14 protein-coding genes and 1 riboswitch are annotated in these 18,880 nt (G+C 54.8%); of the genes, 3 read left to right on the forward strand and 11 right to left on the reverse strand.

Annotated elements, in window-relative coordinates; genetic code table 11:
* Window positions 1–119 precede the first annotated feature (119 nt).
* Window positions 120–782, forward strand: coding sequence for a hypothetical protein (locus F1379_RS08165; RefSeq protein ID WP_150268323.1), 663 nt, complete (start codon window positions 120–122; stop codon window positions 780–782).
* A gap of 129 nt (window positions 783–911) precedes the next feature.
* Here the strand turns inward: F1379_RS08165 and F1379_RS08170 are convergent, their stop codons facing one another.
* Both F1379_RS08170 and F1379_RS08175 read right to left on the reverse strand, forming a co-directional pair.
* Window positions 912–1,910 carry a ketoacyl-ACP synthase III gene (locus tag F1379_RS08170; RefSeq protein ID WP_150268324.1) on the reverse strand — a complete coding sequence of 333 codons (999 nt, stop codon included), beginning with the start codon at window positions 1,908–1,910 and terminating at the stop codon, window positions 912–914.
* A 48-nt stretch (window positions 1,911–1,958) separates the two neighbouring features.
* Window positions 1,959–2,318: a hypothetical protein gene (locus F1379_RS08175; protein WP_150268325.1), complete on the reverse strand. Its 360-nt coding sequence runs from the start codon at window positions 2,316–2,318 to the stop codon at window positions 1,959–1,961.
* A 226-nt stretch (window positions 2,319–2,544) separates the two neighbouring features.
* Window positions 2,545–2,639: riboswitch (cyclic di-GMP riboswitch) on the reverse strand.
* A 616-nt stretch (window positions 2,640–3,255) separates the two neighbouring features.
* On the opposite strand from F1379_RS08175, the gene trpS reads away from it, so the two are divergent.
* Window positions 3,256–4,245, forward strand: coding sequence for a tryptophan--tRNA ligase (gene trpS / locus F1379_RS08180; RefSeq protein WP_150268327.1), 990 nt, complete (start codon window positions 3,256–3,258; stop codon window positions 4,243–4,245).
* A gap of 81 nt (window positions 4,246–4,326) precedes the next feature.
* On the opposite strand, the gene F1379_RS08185 is transcribed toward trpS, so the two are convergent.
* Complete coding sequence (locus tag F1379_RS08185) at window positions 4,327–5,094, reverse strand: SDR family NAD(P)-dependent oxidoreductase (RefSeq protein WP_150268329.1); 768 nt, start codon at window positions 5,092–5,094, stop codon at window positions 4,327–4,329.
* A gap of 303 nt (window positions 5,095–5,397) precedes the next feature.
* On the opposite strand from F1379_RS08185, the gene F1379_RS08190 reads away from it, so the two are divergent.
* Window positions 5,398–5,997 (forward strand): TetR/AcrR family transcriptional regulator, encoded by a 600-nt coding sequence (locus F1379_RS08190; RefSeq protein ID WP_162551100.1) that lies wholly within the window; start codon window positions 5,398–5,400, stop codon window positions 5,995–5,997.
* Window positions 5,998–6,098: 101 nt separating this feature from the next.
* On the opposite strand, the gene F1379_RS08195 is transcribed toward F1379_RS08190, so the two are convergent.
* The 8 genes from F1379_RS08195 to F1379_RS08230 all read right to left on the reverse strand — a co-directional run bounded on the left by F1379_RS08195 (window position 6,099) and on the right by F1379_RS08230 (window position 18,841).
* Entirely contained in the window at window positions 6,099–9,482 is a 3,384-nt protein-coding gene (locus F1379_RS08195) for a GH36-type glycosyl hydrolase domain-containing protein (RefSeq protein ID WP_150268333.1), read from the reverse strand.
* Window positions 9,483–9,559: 77 nt separating this feature from the next.
* Window positions 9,560–11,752, reverse strand: coding sequence for a glycoside hydrolase family 3 N-terminal domain-containing protein (locus tag F1379_RS08200; protein ID WP_150268335.1), 2,193 nt, complete (start codon window positions 11,750–11,752; stop codon window positions 9,560–9,562).
* A 332-nt stretch (window positions 11,753–12,084) separates the two neighbouring features.
* Window positions 12,085–13,077 carry a LacI family DNA-binding transcriptional regulator gene (locus tag F1379_RS08205; RefSeq protein ID WP_150268337.1) on the reverse strand — a complete coding sequence of 331 codons (993 nt, stop codon included), beginning with the start codon at window positions 13,075–13,077 and terminating at the stop codon, window positions 12,085–12,087.
* 46 nt (window positions 13,078–13,123) lie between these two features.
* Window positions 13,124–13,948, reverse strand: a complete 825-nt coding sequence (locus tag F1379_RS08210) for a carbohydrate ABC transporter permease (RefSeq protein WP_150268341.1) — start codon at window positions 13,946–13,948, stop codon at window positions 13,124–13,126.
* A gap of 42 nt (window positions 13,949–13,990) precedes the next feature.
* Window positions 13,991–14,854: a carbohydrate ABC transporter permease gene (locus F1379_RS08215; RefSeq protein ID WP_203457069.1), complete on the reverse strand. Its 864-nt coding sequence runs from the start codon at window positions 14,852–14,854 to the stop codon at window positions 13,991–13,993.
* Between the two features lie 266 nt (window positions 14,855–15,120).
* A complete protein-coding gene (locus F1379_RS08220) occupies window positions 15,121–16,362 on the reverse strand; it encodes a sugar ABC transporter substrate-binding protein (protein WP_150268345.1) in 1,242 nt (413 codons plus the stop codon).
* A 913-nt stretch (window positions 16,363–17,275) separates the two neighbouring features.
* A complete protein-coding gene (locus F1379_RS08225; RefSeq protein ID WP_150268347.1) occupies window positions 17,276–18,286 on the reverse strand; it encodes a LacI family DNA-binding transcriptional regulator in 1,011 nt (336 codons plus the stop codon).
* A 219-nt stretch (window positions 18,287–18,505) separates the two neighbouring features.
* Window positions 18,506–18,841, reverse strand: coding sequence for an antibiotic biosynthesis monooxygenase (locus tag F1379_RS08230; RefSeq protein WP_150268349.1), 336 nt, complete (start codon window positions 18,839–18,841; stop codon window positions 18,506–18,508).
* Window positions 18,842–18,880: the final 39 nt, after the last annotated feature.

Raw genomic sequence — 18,880 nt, forward strand, 5'->3', positions numbered from 1 at the left:
GGATGTGTAACATGATATGTTAGCGGGTATTAAAGGACAGGAGCAAACCGCCATCCTTGGAAAAGTCGGCAACCACGAAGCCAAGAATGAATCCCTGACAGCGAGAGGAGAGACTAAACTTGGATACATGGATCTATTTGGCGATTACATTAATGTACATCGGGCTATTCGGATATGGAATTTCGTTGTACCTGCAGGATGCTTCGCGGTCGGCCTGCTACAGCCTGCTGGCCGTAACCGCAGCGCTGATATGGGATAACGGGGTCATGGCAGCCGGCCGGACCCTTGGGGAAGGCGATCTGCTGGAGTCGCTGAATATGGCCCGCTACTGGCTGCACGCCTTTTGCACACCGCTGCTGGCACTGGTCAGCTACGATCTGATCCGGCGCTCGGGCAGTCCCTGGGCCGCCGGAACGGCGGCCAAGTCCATTGCCTGGCTGTTCACGGCCGGTCTGATCATCATGGAACTGGCGACTCATACCTTCTCCCTTCAGATCAAGCCTGTTCAGGAGTACGGTGCACTGCGCTATGTACCTGTGGAGGAGACCTCCGGGCCGTCGTTGATGGTCATCCTGATTTTGATTCCTCTGCTCACAGCCGGCATTGTCCTCTGGAAACGGAAAGTGACTTCCGCGCTCTTCTGGGGAACTCTGCTGATGCTGGCCGGGAGTGCTATACCGATCCCTCTGGATAGTGCGGCGGCGACCAATGTGTTTGAACTGATCCTGATCGCTTCGCTGTGGTTTTCAATTCGTGCCCAGCAGCGGCAGAATCCGCAATAACGCGCATTGACTGAAATCACTCCATGCATTTATCACTATGCAACCTTTACGGACATATGCAAACAAGCCTGCGCCGATGCGCAGGCTTGTTGACGTTAATAGCAATTTCAAATTTCCCGGGCAAGGATCTTATAGCCGCCAAAGCGTGGCACAGGAGGTAATCCCCGCCCCTACCGACCACAGGAAGAAACGGTCGCCGGAAACCAGCGTACCGTCTTTGACCGCATGATGCAGTGTAATGAACGGACTGCTTGTCCCTGTATAGCCATAGAGATCGCCGATGTAAGGAAACTTGGCGATATCCTCGCCCAGCTGAGAAGCGATATCTTTGATGACACTGAGGTTCAGCTGACTCAGAATATAGTGCTTCACTTGCTCTTTGGCAAGCCCGTGCTCCTCCAGCAGCTGCTCGATATTGGCAACCGCCATCGGAAAAGCGACATTGACATTATATTCGGGATGAAGATAGATCTTCTTCTCCTCCATGGGAATGTCCGCATTGAAGATCCGGGTCATGCCCCCCGCCGGGTACAGCATGTCTTCGGCCTTCTGTGAATTCGTATAGTACAAGGAATCGATGAACCCCGACCCATCCTCCTCCACATGCTCCAGCAATACTGCACAGGCGGCGTCGCCGCACAGACCTTTGGAAGCCAGGTCACTATCCTTGTAGAAGCGGGCAATCTGTTCCGAGCCGACTACAAGTGCGTATTTCACGCGGCGGTTCGTCATCATGGAACGCGCCGCCTGTTCGGCTGCGACTACCATGCCCACACAATTGGCATTACTGTCATAGACGATGCAGCTGTCTTTGCCCTCCAGCGCCTGATGCAGCAGGGCGGCGTCGGTCGGCGCGGAGTAATCATGGGTTCCCGAGGAAAAGACGATCATATCCAGGTCGCTGCCCTGCAGCCCGCTGACAGACAGGAGCGCTTTGGCGGCCTGGATGGCCATAAAGAGCGTGCTTTCTTCGTAATCGGCGGCATAATAACGGTTCTTGCGGCCAAAATACTCCCAAATCCCGATAAGCTTATCGGCATTCTCCCCGGCCAGTTCCGCCAGCTCCTCGTTGCTGACTGCAAGTGCCGGATGGTACACTTCAGTACCGATTATTTTAACATTCGCCATTAAGCCCACCCTTTATCTGCATAATAGTAGTCATTCGCTGCGTAGCATCTAGCCTTTAACGATAGCCCAAGCCTCTTCCACTGTATCCACGAAATGCCCCTGAAAATCGGCCTTTGGCGCAACACGCTGCAATTGCGATTTAGCCACGACCTTCTGCGGATTCACAAGCACGCAATGCTTAAAGCTGTTATACATCACATAACACCGTTCCAGAACCGGCAGAATTTCCGGCTTGAAGGCCGCCATATCGTGGCAATCGATAATAAGCGACATTTCCTTAAGCGGCAGCGACGGCATCGAGGCTTCGAAGATATCCACTTCCTTGATCGTTTCCTCCAGTTCGGCGAATCCGTGCAGGCTGATAAAAATCGTATTGCTTTCCGGGTACATTTTCGTTTCTGCGATCATTGATGATAACACTCCTGTTTTGGGTTATATTTTTTCAGAGCTATTCATATTTTTTCATAAAAAGACAAAGTCCGGCCCGCCTTCCGCTGCCCGGCACCGCCTTTGTAAATATCCGGCGGCTATGTTTCAGATGAATGCCGTATGCTTCGCCTGAGCTTAAGGTTCAAGATTTCCCGCATGGTTGTAATCTCCCTTGTTGTATTTAGACAACAAAAAACCAAACTACATGAGTAACCCCGCTGTCATGCCGTCCTTTGCAGGTGCGGTTTAGACCGGTGGCTTTGCGTCTTCCGCCTTTCGGCGGAGTTGCCTTTGTTCATCAGCTGGCGCTTCAGAAAACAAACATATTTTGGTATATTATTATCTATTAAGTTATAATTTCGACAGGGAACGTCATAATCCTCTTTTTAAAGATTTAAATTTTCATAGATAATGTAATTAGTAATTGAAGCTGCAACAAGCTCATTTTTCCCGGTTGAACTCCCCTGCGGTTTGTAGTAACATAATCCCTATATTTGGAACAACGCTGAAAAAGGGTAAGTAGCCAGATGTGGCAGGACTTGCAGAGAGCCGGTGGTCGCTGTGAACCGGTGTCCGGCATTTGTGTGAATGGACTTTGGAGTTGCTTCTTCGAACCGGCCCATGGCTCAAGTAGAAGAATGCCGGGCATCCCGCCGTTATCAAGGGAACGGTATCGAGACCGATGATGATCTCCGCACCGTTATAATGCAGGACCGCAGCATCCCTCCAGGGTGAGGGTGGCGGTTGTTTAAGGTGGCATAGCGAAGCTAACTTCGTCCTTAAGGGGACGGAGTTTTTTTGTTGTTATGAAAGGGGGTGATGGCCATGGAGGATGGCTGGTGGCGATGGTTAGGTACAGTTCAATTGCAGGCAATGCCTGTGAACCCATTATTTATTTTGAGGAGGACATTTAATAATGAAAGAACGTGTATTAACGGGAGACCGTGTTACCGGCAAGCTGCACCTTGGCCATTACGCCGGCAGCTTGCAGAACCGGGTCCAATTGCAGGACCAGTATGAATCCTTTGTGTTTCTGGCCGATGTGCAGGCGCTGACCACACATTTTGACCGGCCGGAGATGGTCCGCAGTCATGCGCGGGACATTGTACTTGATTATTTAGCTGCAGGCATTGACCCGGACAAGACGACGATATATGTCCAGTCGCTGATCCCGGAGATTGCCGAGCTGACGCTGTATTTCTCCATGTTTGTGACTGTCAATATGCTGCGCCATAACCCGACCGTCAAGGCGGAGTCCAGGAACAGCAGTCTCGATGAGCTGTATTACGGCTTCCTCGGATATCCGGTGAGCCAGGCGGCTGACATTGCTTTCTGCAAGGCTACGCTGGTGCCGGTCGGTGAAGACCAGCTGCCGCATCTGGAGCTGGCGCGCAAAATCGTCCGCCGGTTCAATGAGCTGTACCGACCGGTGCTGGTAGAGCCGAAGGCGCTGGTCAGCGAGACGCCCCGTCTCGTCGGCACCGACGGCAGCAGCAAAATGAGCAAAAGCCTGGGCAACACGATCACACTTGATGCCAGTACCAAGGAAATTGCCTATAAGATACAGAAGGCGAAAACCGACCCCGCACGCGTCCGTAAGCATGATCCCGGCCATCCGGAGATCTGCCCGATCTATGCCTATCACCGGGCGTTTCTCCCCGCTTCATCTCCGGAAATCCGTGAAGGCTGCGAACGCGGAGCCATGGGCTGCACCGCCTGCAAGGAGCGGATTACGGCTGCGCTGGAGCTGCTGATCGCGCCGATGCGGGAGCGACGTGCTTATTATGCAGAGCGTCCGCGGCTGGTGGACGGTATTGTTATGGACGGAACCCAGCGCACCCGTGCTCTCGCCCGTGACACCATGCAGGAGGTGCGGGATGCCATGAGCCTGAATGCTTTTGGCTAAGTGCTGAATGCCGATATCGCAAAAAGGGCTGGATCTGCACAGTGCAGATCCAACCCTTCTTTAATTCTTGCGGCCGATCTTTTATTGACCGACCATTCCTCCGTCGACAGTGTACAGCGAGGCTGTAACGAACGAGGCCTCTTCCGAGAGCAGGAAGTTCATCACGGCAGCAACCTCTTCCGGTTCTCCGTAGCGGCCCATCGGGGTCGCTGCTTCATTCGCTTTCTTGTACTCGGCTGCATCGCCGAAATTATTCTCGATCTTGCGCATCATCTGTGTGTTAATCGTGCCGGGAAGGACAGCGTTGACACGGATGCCCAGCGGCGCCAATTCATTGGCTGCTACGCGGGTCAGGCCGATAACGGCATGCTTGGACATAATATACGGGGACATGCCGGGTGCTCCCATCAGTCCGGCCAGCGAGGAGGTGTTGAGAATAGCGCCGGATTTCTGCTTTTTCATCACCGGGATTACATAATGCAGGCCGAGGAATACGCCGCGCACGTTAACGTTGTATACCTGGTCCAGCGCTTTGACTGCCATCTCGTCAATCGTGGCGGTTGGTCCTTCAATGCCGGCATTATTGGCGAAATAATCGATCGTACCGAATTTCTCTACGGCCTGGTTCACGTAGTTCTGTACATCCTCTTCCTTCGAGACGTCGGCGGCAACCGCCAGTGCGTTCGAATCATCCAGTCCAAGCTCGGCGATAACCTTCAGGACGGCTTCCTTATTCAAGTCCACCAGAACCAGATTCAGTTTGCGTTCGGCCAGACGGCGGGCCAGCTCTTTGCCGATGCCTCCGGCGGCGCCTGTAATTACTGCTGTTTTGACTTGGGTCTGACTCATGTCTATCTCTCCCTTAGTATATAATGTAGGTATAAGTATGTTGCTTACTTTCGAATAGCTTCTTTACATAAACTAGCTTACACCTGTATACTTGTTGTGACAATAATCAGCTTACCAGGAAACGTTGACTAACCGACACCACGACGCCTGCTGTTGCTTGTTTGTGTTTATTTTGCACATTCCGGGCGAAAATGTTGATTTTATTTTGCAGTAATATTTGTCACAGACGCAGGTGATTATTTCGTATTTCAAGCCAGTCTGGGGTTAGACTATATCAAATCAGGATACGGGGAGAGAATGGCAGTGACGAATGAGCAGTCAGACCGCAGGACCCGCCGAACCCGGCTGGCTTTAAAGACAGCTTTTATCGAGCTTATTCTTGAAAAAGGCTATGACGCGGTTACAATCCTGGATGTCACAGGCCGGGCGGATTACAACCGGGGAACGTTTTACAAGCATTTTATCGACAAGGAGGATCTGCTGCGGGAAATTCACGACGATTTACTGACCGATCTGGCGGAAGCGCTGGTTCGTCCTTATGAGGGTCTACGGCAGGTGAATGCGGACATGATCTCACCTTCGATTCTGCAGCTGTTTCGGCATATTGAGTCCCATAAGCATGATTTCCTGGCTCTGCTGACGGTCAGCCGCGAGAAGCTGCGCGCCGACCTGCTTCAGACCTTTCGCCATTCCATGCAGGAGGATATGCATATTGAAATGAAGCCGGGCGCTCCGCAGTTGGATTACGATATCCTGCTCAGCTACCAGACCTCCGCCACCGTAGGCGTCATTATGCACTGGGCGGAGACCCGGTTCAGGTATTCGGCGGAATACATGACTGAGCAGCTTATCGCATTGGTGAATACGCCGATTGATCATATTGTTTTTAAACGCAGGACATAATTATTGGATACTGCCAACCCCTTTAGTCTAGACACACCGAACAGACCCGGACCGCAAGATGCGGAACCCGGGTCTGTTGTACATACTTCTGCAGAAGCAGATTACATGTAAATATCTATGGTCAGAAGCTCTGCTGTACGCAGGCGGTCGATGTCGGTCCGCGCGATCTGCAGTCCGCCCATGCGGTAGGGATTGCTGAGCCGCTGCGCCGGGGGTTCTTCCCCGTTCACCTTCACGGTGCGGAGATGGTCTCCGCCGGCATGATAGATGAACACAACCGGCAAGCCTCCGTATTCGAAATGGAACTGCACGCCGTCCATCTCTTCCGGCAGCACCGGATCAAGGATCAGGTCCCCGCCGGCTTCACGGATGCCCAGCACATTCGAGATCAGCTGGTTCATATAGATCCCTGGACCGCTGGAGTAGATTCTCCAGCCGCCCTTGACCGGCACCTTGCCTTCGCGCAGCTCGCCGAAGCGGCGGTCCGCTTCATAGCGCGTGGCGAATTTGCCGTCCGAGCTGCTGAAATAAGCGTTGCTCTGCCGCAGCTCGGCATTCGGCACGGCCTCGCGGATGCCGATCGGATTGATCGTCAAGAGGCCGTTCCAGACCTGCTCCCGCTTGCCGGTCTTGGCCATCGCCTCCACGAAGCGGATATGGGCATGCACATATTGCAGCCCGATTTCCCGGCCGAAGTTAGCCGCCTGCTCGGCACGCTTGAAGTGCATGCTGACACCGCCGGCATACTGCGCCGGATGGTTCATCAGCCGGACGCCGTCAGGGCAGAGGAACTGCTCCTGAATCAGCCGATAATGCGCCTCCATCTGCTGCGGTGTTAGCAGCTCAGCGATCATGCTGCGTGTCATCGGCAGCAGCCGGTACTGGATACCGGTCTCTTCATCCTCGGGATGCAACATCAGCCGCGGCTGGGCCGGGTCTTCAAAGTACAGGAAGCCGGGAATTACGTCAGTACCCAGGAGATAGCGGTTAAAGTCGGAGCGGATGCCCTCCGCGATTCCGTTAAGCTCCTCCGCCCAGGCGGCGTCGGCCTCATGAAGCTCATGCCCCAGTCCAAGCACGGCCTGGTAAGTCAATGCCACCGTCCAGCTGCTGACCATATACTGCTTCAGTTGGCTGTTGGCGGGCTGCAGCGTGTCATCCCAGTCGCCGTCGCCGTAGGAGGACAGGAAGGTGCCGTGCAGAAAATGCGTGCGGATATATTCCAGCTCCTTGCGCGCATGCTCCCGTACCGTCGCTTCTTCCTCAGTAAACCCGAAGCCATGTTTGCGGGTATACGGCACCCGCTCGTCCAGGATGGCGTAGTCACCCGTGGCTCTCAGATAGTCACCCAGCACCTTCAGCGGCCAGACAATGATGTCCCCGTGGCTTTCTTCCTGCTGGATGGCTGCATACTTGTCGAACATGAACCATTGCGGCCAGCTTCCGTCCTCCTCATATTGATGGGCGAACACGGTCAGCAGAATCTCCCGCACCTGTGCGTATTTATGGGTGGCGAGGAAATATTCCACCGGTCCCTGGCACACATCGCGCGTGCCCCAGGCTGCCCCGCCGTACTGCTCCAGCCCGTGCGGCACGGAATAGTGCACCAGCATGTTATGGGTGTACCACCATGCCAGCGCGTTCACCTTGAACAGCTCCGCTTCCTCTCCGCCCGCGCGGGTCAGCTTGAAGCCATTCATTACGCCGGCCAGAAACTCGCGGTAACGGGCGGCCTCCTGCTCGAAGGAAGCATCGCCCGCCGCGCGCGGCCGGCCGTCCAGCATGCCCTGGAAGGTGAGGCTCCAGGCGCTGGCAGGCGCAAGCTCCAGCACGGTAAGCGCGGCGCTTCCCGGAAGCGCTCCCTCTGCCAGCAGCGACTCGTCTCCGAGCCGGTACTCCGCGCCTTCCAGCAGGAGCCGGTAGGCCAGGTCAGGGTAGACACCGGCGCTGATCCCGCTGCCATCCGCACGGAAGACAAGGGCACCGTCAGACTCCTGAATGAGCTGATACGGCAGCTCATATTCGGCCACATTCATCGTAATCTGCTGGCTGACCAGGAAGCGGTAGGCCAGTCCCCGCGCCGAGCGCACCTCCAGCCTGATCTCTGGAGCAGCATTGCGGGTATAATTGGTGATGACCAATGTATCTTCGGCTGTCTTATAATACCAGCGGGTATAATTGAGGCCCATCTCAAACAGTGAAGGCATAGCCAGCAAGCGGTAACGGCCGTCTATCTCGACATAGATCCGCTGTCCTGAAGTCTTGAAGACGTTCAGTGCATTGCGGCTGTTGGAGATCATCTTGTTGAAGTTGGTGTTCCCCACGACGACCTGGGAATTGAATATTCCGTACATATAAGATGTTGTGGTCATCACTTCCGGGTTAAGGCGGGCATTGTCCCCGCTCATCAGAATATGGCCATGCGGACGCTCGACCAGCAGCTCCTTCTCCTTGAGCACGACATGCTCATAGGTGTCCGTGAAGAAAGACAGCAGCCTGCCGTCCTCCCGTTCCTCCTGGCGCTTGACCGGATACAGCGCCGTCAGTTCTTCTTCCGTCAGCGGCAGCGTCCGGAGCGGTTCTCCCAGCTTCGGTGAATGCTTCACCGGGAGCTGCCAGACCGTCTCCGCCTGTACTTCGTTACCGTCTGCCGCTGCCTGCTCCCGTGCTTGGTGCAGGATATCGGCGAATTCCAGCCCGGTTACGGCTGCCGGATGATCCTCCCGGAACAGTCCGTAGAAGGTGTACTGCCATTCTCCGCGCAGCTGTGTCACCGGTGATTGCAGGGCAACATAAGCGAATTCATATTGATAGATTTCGCCGGCCAGACGTTCACGGTACAGCGCCTCAGGCTGATCGGTTTCCTTATAGCTCAGTCCGAAGAACTGAAAGCCGTCGGTGGAGTAAGCTGCTGCGCCCTCAAGCGCCCCCTGCTGCAAATAAGGGAATTTTCCGCTCTGCGGCTGATTCTGCCGTGAGCAGACGGTATACCCGGTATCTTCATTCCCGAATACGCTATGGTCAATATACTGCGACAGATAAGCTTCATTGCTCGTAACGGCACCCGGCGCTGCAATCCCGACATCCTGGGCATACATAAGATCGACCCGGGCAGCGTTGCCCTTAAGCCGCACATCCCAGAACCACACATGCTGATCCGTTAAAGTAAATAACACTTGATATTGAATGGGCTCTGCCAGTCCCGGCACAGCAGCGGCGGGAATCGCCCCTTCCCAGATCAGCTGGTCCCCAGCCCGCCCGAAGCGGCTGCGCGACTTCACACCGAGCAGCGGGAAGGGATAGATGCCTCCCGGTGTATGCACCCGGGCGTAGATGTTCCCGGCGGCGCCGTCAACGGCGTTCGCGAGCAATTGGTTGATCATTGTCTGCCCCGAGACCGCCTGAACCAGGTCTCCGCTTGGCAGAAACGTAAAAGCGGTAGCTTGGCGTCGAAGTGACAGCATGGATTCGGATACAGTTGTCATTCTTCTCACTTCCTTATCGGGAGCGGGTGATTTCCCGCATTATTTATAGTTCTCGCATATTGAACATAAGGCCGGCGTTACACCAGACGGAACTCTGCTTCCAATGCATCTCTGCTGTTGCCGCCGACATAGAGCCGGAAGGCTCCCGGATCGCTGCTGACGCTCAAGTCACTGTGATGGTAACGAAGCTGCATTTCAGTCAGCGTGAACTCTACTTCACGGCTCTCGCCCGGAGCAAGGGTGACTTGGCGGAACGCCTTCAGCTCCCTGACCGGCCGGACGACCTCGCCGGCCACATCGCGCACATACAGCTGAAGCGTCTCGGTCCCGGCCATAGCGCCGGTATTCGTTACCTTCACCTTCACTTTCAGCTCCCCGTCTGCTGTAAGCTGCTGCGCCGAGAGCTGCAATCCTTCATACGCATAGCTTGTATAACTGAGGCCGAAGCCAAACGGCAGCAGCGGATCATTCGGAATGTCCAGATATTGCGAAATGTAACGGTTGCCCTTCTCCTGCTCTTCGGCCGAGAACGGCCGCCCGGTACTATAATGGTTATAATAGACAGGGACCTGGCCCACAGTATATGGGAAGGACATGCTTAGCCTTCCGGACGGATTGGCCGCGCCGTACAGCAGATTCGCCAAGGCTGCGCCGCCTTCGCTGCCCGGATACCAGGCCTCCAGCACGGCATCTGCGGTGTCATAGACGCCATGCAGATCGAGCGGCCGCCCGTTGAACAGTACTACCGCCAGCGGCTTCCCCAGCTCTTTCATGAGCCGGATCAGCTCCAGCTGCGCTTCCGGCAGCCGGATATCGCTGCGGGAGCCGGCTTCACCGCTCATATGCGAGGCTTCGCCCAGCGCGAGCACGATCACATCCGCGCCCTCTGCCGCCTGCAGCGCCGCAGCCTTCTGGGCATCGGTGATGCTCTCGATGCCGCAGCCTTCGGCGATCCGGACATCCGCAGGCTCTGCCGCAAGCTGCTGCATCGCCGTTCCCAGCTTCACCGCGGTCTCCGTCTCGCCCAGCCAGGACCACCAGCCGAGAATATCGCCGCTGTCCGCGAACGGGCCGACCAGCGCGATCTTCTGCCCCTGCCGCAGCGGCAGCAAGCCGCCGTTCTTCAGCAGGACGGCGGACTGCTCCGCCAGCTGCCGGGAGACCTCGCGGTGCTCCGCACAGCGCATAATTTCCGCTTCGGCCGCAGGATCGGCGCCGCGCAGCGGGTTCTCGAACAGGCCGAGCTTCTCCTTCAGCTTCAGGATGCGCAGCACCGCTTCATCCAGCATCCGCTGCTCAATTGCACCTTCACGCACCAATTCCGGCAAATGCTGAATATAACTGGTGGTCATCATGTCGATATCCACGCCGGCAAGCATCGCCTTAAGCGCCGCTTCCCGCTCGTCCCCGGCCGCTCCGTGGGCTACAATCTCCTTGATCGCCGCCCAGTCGGAGATGACCACGCCCTCGAAGCCCCATTCTTCCCGCAGCAGGCTGCGCAGCAGCTTGCGGTTCCCCGTGGCCGGAATGCCGTCCACGGTGTTGAAGGAGGTCATTACCATCTCGCAGCCCGCATCCACTGCCGCTTTGTACGCCGGCAGATAATATTCGCGCAGCTGGCGTTCGGACAGATCGACCGTGTTATAATCCCGGCCGCCTTCCGACAGTCCGTAAGCGGCGAAATGCTTCACACAAGCTGCTACGCGCTTTACGTCGCCGCTCAGATCTTCGCCCTGGAAGCCTTCGACGAAGGCTCTGGCGAACACGGCATTCAAATAAGGGTCTTCGCCCGTGGATTCCATGACCCGCCCCCAGCGGGGGTCACGGACGAGATCGACCATCGGGGCGAAGGTCACATGAAGGCCGGAGACTGCGGCTTCATAGGCCGCGACCTGCGCACTGCGCTCTGCCAGCTCCGGGTTCCAGGAGCAGCCGATGGCCAGCGGAATCGGGAAGATTGTCTTGAACCCGTGTACGATATCCGCCATGAACAGCAGCGGAATGCCTAGCCGGTTCTGCTCCATATGCGCTTGCTGCACGGCGATCATCTTCTCCGCGCCGGAAATGCCGAGGACCGATCCGGCATTCTGCACGGTAGCGGCGTCGATGCCCAGCTCCTCCATCGGTCCGGTAACTTCGGAATGGTCGCCGGGCTTATCATAAAAAGGGGCCGCCAGCTGAAGCAGCTGGGCCGCTTTCTCTTCCAGGGTCATTAGCTTGATATATTTCCGGTACAGCGGTTCGTTCTCCAGAGCTGCAGAATGACTCATATGATCGGCTCCTCTCCTATTCGAAACGTTTCTATTTAATATATTCTTATTAATAAAGGTTTTAATTTGATATATAAACTATTAATTCATAAACGTTTCTACGATTACGTACAGGTATACTCTACAAATCCAACTATGCCCGCTACGATCACTTGCTTACGATGTTCATTAGTCTCCTTGGCTCACAATCTTGCTACATTAGCCTACCGGTGCCGGGTGAAGTGTAATGCTTTTCCTGCAAACCATACGTGATCCGGCCCGGCAAAGAGTGAATACCGGGGCCCTTTCCGCCGCAGGGCTGGTTCGCGGCCAGCCCCCGGCCCATCTCCCCGTCAGATCCGGGAAAGGACCGATTTGCGGTCCATCAGCTCGATTTTGAGTTTATAGATATCATCGACACTATCCCCGTTAAGCATCTGGAACAGCAGATGCCCGGCCAGTGAACCGGATTCGTACATTGGCTGACGGATAGTCGTCAGTGCAGGCTGGATATACTCCGCCAGCTGAATATCGTCGAAACCGATGACCGACACCTCTCCCGGAACAGACACTCCCGCCTCTTCAAGCGCCTTCAGTCCGCCGATAGCCATCTCATCGTTGCCATAGAATATGGCCGAGGGCAGTTCCCCCTGCATTAGCATCATTTTGGTCGCTTTATGGCCGCCGTCGCGGACAAAACCGCCGCTCAGCTTCCACTTCGGCTTCTCCTCCAGCCCGGCTTCCTGCATGGCCCGCAGAAATCCCTGGTAGCGCAAAGCATTATCATACGAGTTCGCCGGACCGCTGATGTAGGCAATGGAACGATGACCCTTCTCTATCAGATGCCGGGTCGCGGTATAGCCGCCTTGCTCGCCGTCCACAACGACGCTGGTAAGTCCGGACCCGGCGAGCAGCCGGTCCATCACCACAATCGGGAAGCGGCTGCCCGCCGATGCCTGGAGAATTTCATCCGTAATATTCTGGGCCAGCACAATGGCCCCGTCCACCCGCTTCTCCAGCATGAACCGGACCGCCGTCGATTCCTTGCCGCCCATGGAGCTGCAGGCGATCAGGTCATAATTGTTGGACAGCGCGACATCCTGTATGCTGCGGATCAGCTCCGAATAATAAGGACCGGACAGATCGGTCAGAATCAGGGCAATCGTATTGGTGCGGCTGCGCTTCAGATCCATGGCGAAGCCGTTCTTTTGATAATTGAGCGTCCGGGCTGCCTCCAGCACCTTGGCCCTCGTCTTGGCGCTGACCTTGCTGTCGCCGTTCATTGCATAGGAGGCCGTCGAGAGCGCAACTCCCGCCAGCTTTGCTACATCTTTTATCGTTGCCATGCCCTTCAACCTTTCGTATAAGACCTTCGCAGGATGCATCCCTATATTATTTCATGCCGGAGATGGTATATCCTTCTATGATATGCTTCTGGAAGAAGATAAATATGATAATGATCGGCACTACCATGAATGCGGCTCCGGCCATCTGCAGACCGTATTCCGTGCCGTACTGCCCCTTGAGCAGCGACAAGCCTACCGACAGCGTATACAGCTTCTCGTCATTGGCGATAATGAGCGGCCACAGGAAGCTGTTCCAGGCACCGATAAAAGCCAGAATCCCCTGCACGGCGAACACCGGCTTCACCACCGGAACCATTAATTGAAAGAAGATCCGCAGCTCGCCGGCGCCGTCCAGCCGGGCCGCCTCCAGCAGGTCATAAGGAATCGTCGACATGAACTGCCTGAACAGGAAGATCCCGAAGGCCCCGACAAGACCGGGCAGTACAATCCCTGCCATCGTATTCACCAGACCCAGTTTATTGATGATCAGGTAGGTCGGAATCATCGTGACCTGACCGGGAATCATCATCGTTGCGAGAATCAGAAAGAAGAACTTATTTTTGCCCGGAAACTCAAACTTGGCAAACGCATAGCCGGCCATTGCATTAAGAAACATGCCGACAAAGGAGAAGACGACGATAATCAGCGTATTTTTTAAATATACCAAAAAGTCCATCTTCGTAAACAGATCTCTATAATTGTCGAGCGTCGGATGCTGCGGAAATAACGCCGGCGGAATTACGGTAAATTCATTCTCCGGCTTGAACGAGGAACCGATCATCCAGATAAAAGGCACCATCATCAAGAGGCCTCCGAAGATCAGCAGCGCCATCATCAGCCATTTTTCCATTGATTTGACCCGAAAAGCCATTCTAGTTCCCTCCTTCGTGCGTGAAACGCCGGCTGTGCCGGATCAGTATTCCACTTCTTTCTTTTTGACCGCGAATTGAATTACTGTCGCAATGATTATGATGACGAACAGTACGAATGAACCGGAAGCCGCATAACCGAATTTGCTGAGCTGGAACCCGTTATTGTAAATAAAGAGCGCCATGGACATCGTCGCGTTGAGCGGACCGCCCTTGGTCATGACCAAAGGTTCTTCGAAGAACTGTATCCAGCCGATCAAGGTCGTAATGGTCACAAAGAAAGTAGCGAACCCGAGCAGAGGCACCGTGATATACCGCAGCTTCTTCCAACCCGTGGCCCCGTCAATCTCCGCCGCTTCATAATACGTCCGGGGAATTCCCTGCAGCGCCGCCAGAAAAATAATCATATTCAGTCCGATCGCCTTCCAGAATGCCATCAGGATCAGCGAGAATTTGGCCAGTGACGGGTCCTGAAGCCACTGCTGCGCAGGCAGCCCGAACCAGGAGAGCATGTGGTTGAACAGACCGTAGCTGCCGTTATACAGATAGCCCCACACAACCGCTACAGCCACGATGTTGGTGATGGACGGCATATAGTAGATGACGCGGAAGCTCTTGAAGAGCCAGCCTGTCCCGTAATTCAGGAGCAAAGCGACGCCCATCGAAGCCACAACGACCATCGGCACACCGATCACTACATAAATTACAGTGTTGTACATGGATTTCAGAAATACGGGATCTTTGAAAATATCCACATAATTCGCAAAGCCGACGCCGCCGATATTGGAGTAATCCGCCAGTCCGACCAGATCCATATCCGTGAAGCTGATCACCAGTGCGATAAAGATCGGTACGATTGAAAATAAAGTCAGCAGAATGACTGCCGGCGCGATAAACAGATACGGCATTTTATGCTTATTCCACTGCTTCAGCAATGAATTCACTTTCCTCACATCCCTTCACATTCCTTCTGCACTTCTGCCTTGACCCGGCAGGGAATAACCGGAGCAGGCCGGAACCCCAAAAACGGTTGGAAGATTCCGGCCTTGTCCGTTGCCCGTGCTTACTTGTTGCCGAGCAGCCTGTTACTTTTTGCAGAGCAGGCCCCTTACTTATTGCGGAGCCGACCCTTACTTGTTGCCGAGCAGCCCGTTACTTATTGCGGAGCCGACCCTTACTTGTTGCCGAGCAGCCCGTTTGCCTTCTCGTTCAGCTTGTCCAGTTCGGTTTGGATATCCGCACCGCCGACTGTAATCTGCTCGAAGCTGGCCATAGCCGCCTGGGCGATTTCTTCATATTCCTTAACCATCGGCGCCGGACGCGTGGTCTCCAGCTGCTTGCCGAAGGCTGCGATCATCGGATCGGTCAGGGCTTCATTGTCCCAGGCTGCCTTGAGGGCAGGCATGGAGTTGGAGGTCTCATAGTATTTCAGCTGCGCTTCCTGACTGGCCATAAACGCGAGGAATTTCGCTGCTTCATCTGCATTCTTCGTATAGCTGAAGATCGACATATTAGAGCCGCCGATGGACGAAACATTCGTTTCTTTGGCCGGCAGGGTGGTTACCGCCCATTTGCCGTCGATTTCCGGTGCTTTGTCTTTCACGGTCTGAATCATCCATGGACCGCTGATGAACATGGCCATGGTGCCGTCTTTGAATGCCGATACCGTATCGAGGTCGGTGCCGAGCGGCGACAGCCCTTCGTCATAGAAGCTCTTCAGGTATTCCACCATCTCGACATAGGCCGGCTGGTTGTATTGCGGCTGACGGTTCTCGTCGATCAACTCGCTGCCGTTCTGCCAGGCGAAGATAGCGGGGAATATCGAATCCTTGCCCTCGACCGGCAGCGCGTAATGCCCGGCGCCGCCCTTCTCGACCAGCTTCCGGCTGGCATCCTTCAGCTCATCCCAGGTCTTGGGCCCTTCCGGATAGCCGACATCGGCCAGCAGATCCGTACGGTAGAACATCGCCCGCGTCTCTACGTAGAACGGAATGCCTACGGTCTTGCCTTCATATTGTGTTGTCTGAACGGCTCCCTCAAAGAAGTTGTCCGGCTGAAGCTCCGGATATTGTTCAATGTACGGCGCCAAATCCGTCAGTGCGCCTGCAGCCGCAAATTCGGGAATCCAGGTGGTGCCCATTTGCACGACATCCGGGCCGTCCTTGGAGGCTACCGCAGTCAGCAGCTTATCATGTGCAGAATCCCATGGAATCGCTTGAACGTCTACCTTGATTCCCGGATTTTCCTTCTCATACATCTCGGCGATCGGATCAACGGTATCGGATGTTCCCATGAACCAGACCTTCAGTGTCTTGCTGTCGCCGTCCGCCGCTTCATTAGAATTGCCGCAGCCCGCCATAATCACAGAGAAGCCCAGCAGCGTGCTCAGTACAGTTATTCCGGTTTTTGTCTTCATTGTGTTTTCACCCCTGTTTTAGTGTGAGCCATTCGTTGGAAAATCATAAATAAAGCCCTTACATCGAAACGTTTCGATTTTGTTTCAAAAAAAATTCTCTGTTTCTCCTGAAGATTATCGCCTATTTAGAGACTCCACGTAAATTATTAACCCTATTATAGAGAATCTAAACGCTTACTTGATGATATTCTTCATTGCAAGAAATAATCGGTGACTATTATTGCTGTGTAGCTTTGTTCTAATTCGAATCGTTTCGATGTGTCCATTATATGACGCATTGTTAGCGATTTCAAGGGGGTCACGCAAAAAAATTGTCGAACCTTCGATTTCTCTTTCGTTCGCGGTTCACCGGATGCAGCGGCTTCCGTTGTGCTTCAGACGACTATATGCATACGAAATGGCCCCGCCTGCTGGCGGGGCTGCTATAGGTGGTCGGTTTTTCGTACACATTCGGCCCGTTCGCCCTCGCAGCAGAGCCGTTTACGCTGGCAACAGCACATTGTGGTCGGTTTTTCGTACACATTTGGACTGTTTACCCCTGCAGCAGCACTTTGTGGTCGGTTTTTCATACACATTTGGTCCGTTTGCCCCCACAACAGCACTTTGTGGTCGGTTTTTCGTACACATTTGGACTGTTTGCCCTCACAACAGCACATTGTGGTCGGTTTTTCATACACATTTGGACCGTTTGCCCCCACAACAGCGCATTGTGGTCGGTTTTTCATACACATTTCGGTCGGTTTTTCATACACATTTGGACTGTTTGCCCTCACAACAGCACTTTGTGGTCGGTTTTTCATACACATTTCGGTCGGTTTTTCATACACATTCGGCCCGTTTGCCCTCGCAGCAGCACACTGTGGTCGGTTTTTCATACACATTTGGACCGTTTACCCACCCGGCAGCAATCCGTTCATCCCAGCCGCCTCACCGTATCCCGCACAATGAGCTCCGGCGACAGTAATTCCCGGCCTGCCGGCCCGCCGTTCAGCAGCTCCATCAGCAGCTCGGCGGCGGTCGCTCCGATCACCTCGTAGGGGTGGCGTATGGTGGACAATGGCGGGTTCGTATACGCGGTAAAGAACGCGCCATCGAAGCCGATCACCGAGATGTCCTGCGGTACGCTGACTCCGCTGCGGGTAAGCTCCATAATGGCCCCCATGGCCATTAAGTCGTTGGCGCAGCAGACCGCGCTCAGATCGGGGAACTGCGCCAGCAGCTCCAGCACGGATCTGCCTCCGCTGGCCCCGCTGAAATCGCCGCATACCGCTTGGACGTCCGGAAATTTTATTCCTGTACCGGCAAGATAAGCATCACAGAACCCAAGATACCGTTCTCTGCAAATATGTAAGTGCGGAGGACCGTTAATGTAACCGATTCTCCGGTGTCCCATTTCAAGCAGATGTGCTCCCGCCATCCTTCCGCCCTCCCGGTTATGCGATGCTGCCAGCGCCATGTAGGGACCTTCCGCTGCGCCCATATTGACGGACGGCACTTGGAGCTGAAGCGCTTCTTGGATAAGGGGATGTTCCCTGGCGAAGGGAGCCATGAACACACAACCATCCAGACTGCGCATCCGGACCCATTCACTGAGGCTGCCGGGCTTGTATTCCCCAAGCGGCAAAGAGAAGAGCAGGCTCTCCTTCTGCTGCTCCCGCAGCGCCCGGCTCAGCGTCGGCAGGATATAATCGCTGCCGCGGACTACCTCTGTCGGCAAGTCGGCGATAAAAATGCCGACCAGATTGCTTTTGCGGGTAACCAGCTGCTTGGCTCCCAGATTAGTTACATAGCCCAGCGCATCGGCGGTCTCCCGGACACGGGCGATCGTCTTCGGATGCACGCCGTAGCTGCCGTTCAGCGCCCGCGATACCGTGCTGACGGATAATCCCAATTTGTCCGCGATATGCTGAATCGTTACTTGCAAGCCTGTTCACCCTTTTGCCGGCTCTCGCCTTAAATTAACCCGTCTCACTGTTCTTCAGGCTGAATTAATCATAACGCTTCCAGCGGCGGGGCTCAAGTGAGCAGGCAGTGCTTGCCATGTCGTCCGGCAAAACAACAGGCACCCGGTGCCCCAACTTCTATAGGAGTACCGGATGCCCGCACTAACTCATGTATTTTTATATCATCCGCATTCAGGTGTTTACGCCTCTGTGCTCGATGCCTTGCCATTCTTGACCGTCTTCACATCATACATGTTCACATTCACACCGAGGATAAAGGCAGGCTTCTCCTGACCTCTGCTGTTACGGTGGCCCTGGATATGCGCATCGCTCTTCTCCCAGTTCTTCCAGGCCTCTTCCGATTCCCAGCGGATCAGTACGAGCACTTCTTCATGCTCCTTACTTTTCTTATTGACCGAAACACTGATGTCGATCAGCCCTTCCATCTCTTCCAGCGCGCCGGGAGCACTGAAACGTTCCACTACTTTATCGCTGTTTCCTTTCTCTACAGTGAATGTTCTGGTTTGAATCATCATGACCGTTTCCTCCTATGCTTGCCGAAAGCTTACGACGAT

It is taken from the genome of Paenibacillus tepidiphilus, assembly GCF_008635795.1.
Classification (GTDB): Bacteria; Bacillota; Bacilli; order Paenibacillales; family Paenibacillaceae; genus Paenibacillus_AQ; species Paenibacillus_AQ tepidiphilus.

Excerpts from the sequence above, each read along its gene's own strand:
- F1379_RS08170 (WP_150268324.1), bottom strand. The coding sequence starts at position 1,910 with ATGGCGAATGTTAAAATAATCGGTACTGAAGTGTACCATCCGGCACTT.
- F1379_RS08175 (WP_150268325.1), bottom strand. The coding sequence starts at position 2,318 with ATGATCGCAGAAACGAAAATGTACCCGGAAAGCAATACGATTTTTATC.
- trpS (WP_150268327.1), top strand. The coding sequence starts at position 3,256 with ATGAAAGAACGTGTATTAACGGGAGACCGTGTTACCGGCAAGCTGCAC.
- F1379_RS08185 (WP_150268329.1), bottom strand. The coding sequence starts at position 5,094 with ATGAGTCAGACCCAAGTCAAAACAGCAGTAATTACAGGCGCCGCCGGA.
- F1379_RS08195 (WP_150268333.1), bottom strand. The coding sequence starts at position 9,482 with ATGACAACTGTATCCGAATCCATGCTGTCACTTCGACGCCAAGCTACC.
- F1379_RS08200 (WP_150268335.1), bottom strand. The coding sequence starts at position 11,752 with ATGAGTCATTCTGCAGCTCTGGAGAACGAACCGCTGTACCGGAAATAT.
- F1379_RS08205 (WP_150268337.1), bottom strand. The coding sequence starts at position 13,077 with ATGGCAACGATAAAAGATGTAGCAAAGCTGGCGGGAGTTGCGCTCTCG.
- F1379_RS08210 (WP_150268341.1), bottom strand. The coding sequence starts at position 13,948 with ATGGCTTTTCGGGTCAAATCAATGGAAAAATGGCTGATGATGGCGCTG.
- F1379_RS08215 (WP_203457069.1), bottom strand. The coding sequence starts at position 14,854 with ATGCCGTATCTGTTTATCGCGCCGGCAGTCATTCTGCTGACTTTATTT.
- F1379_RS08220 (WP_150268345.1), bottom strand. The coding sequence starts at position 16,362 with ATGAAGACAAAAACCGGAATAACTGTACTGAGCACGCTGCTGGGCTTC.
- F1379_RS08230 (WP_150268349.1), bottom strand. The coding sequence starts at position 18,841 with ATGATGATTCAAACCAGAACATTCACTGTAGAGAAAGGAAACAGCGAT.